Annotated in this window: 1 pseudogene; it reads right to left on the bottom strand. The window is 51.5% G+C overall.

Annotated elements, in window-relative coordinates:
- Window positions 1-301: pseudogene (locus tag EN807_RS34375) on the bottom strand (GHMP kinase); the annotation flags it as partial.

Below are 301 nucleotides of genomic sequence, written 5' to 3' on the forward strand. Positions count from 1 at the left end.
TCAAAGTTCGATCTCGATGCAACAACTATCGGCACCGAGCTTTGCCTTGGAGACATATTGCCCTCGGAACGCGTTCAGCGCGTGCAGAAGGCCAACCGTAAAAGCGCTCGATGATCCAAGTCCGGTTCCCTTGGATGGAATATCGGCAATAGTCGTTATTTCAACGCCCCCGCATATCCCAAGGTATCCCATCGTCGCCCTGACAATCGGATGCTGGATATCCTCAACGCTATCGACCTCTTCCGTTTTGGAATAAGCGATTCGAGTGCCGTTATCGTACTTGCGGTTCACATTCACGTAG

Origin of the sequence: Mesorhizobium sp. M5C.F.Ca.ET.164.01.1.1, from assembly GCF_004792125.1 — a bacterium.
GTDB lineage: Bacteria > Pseudomonadota > Alphaproteobacteria > Rhizobiales > Rhizobiaceae > Mesorhizobium > Mesorhizobium wenxiniae.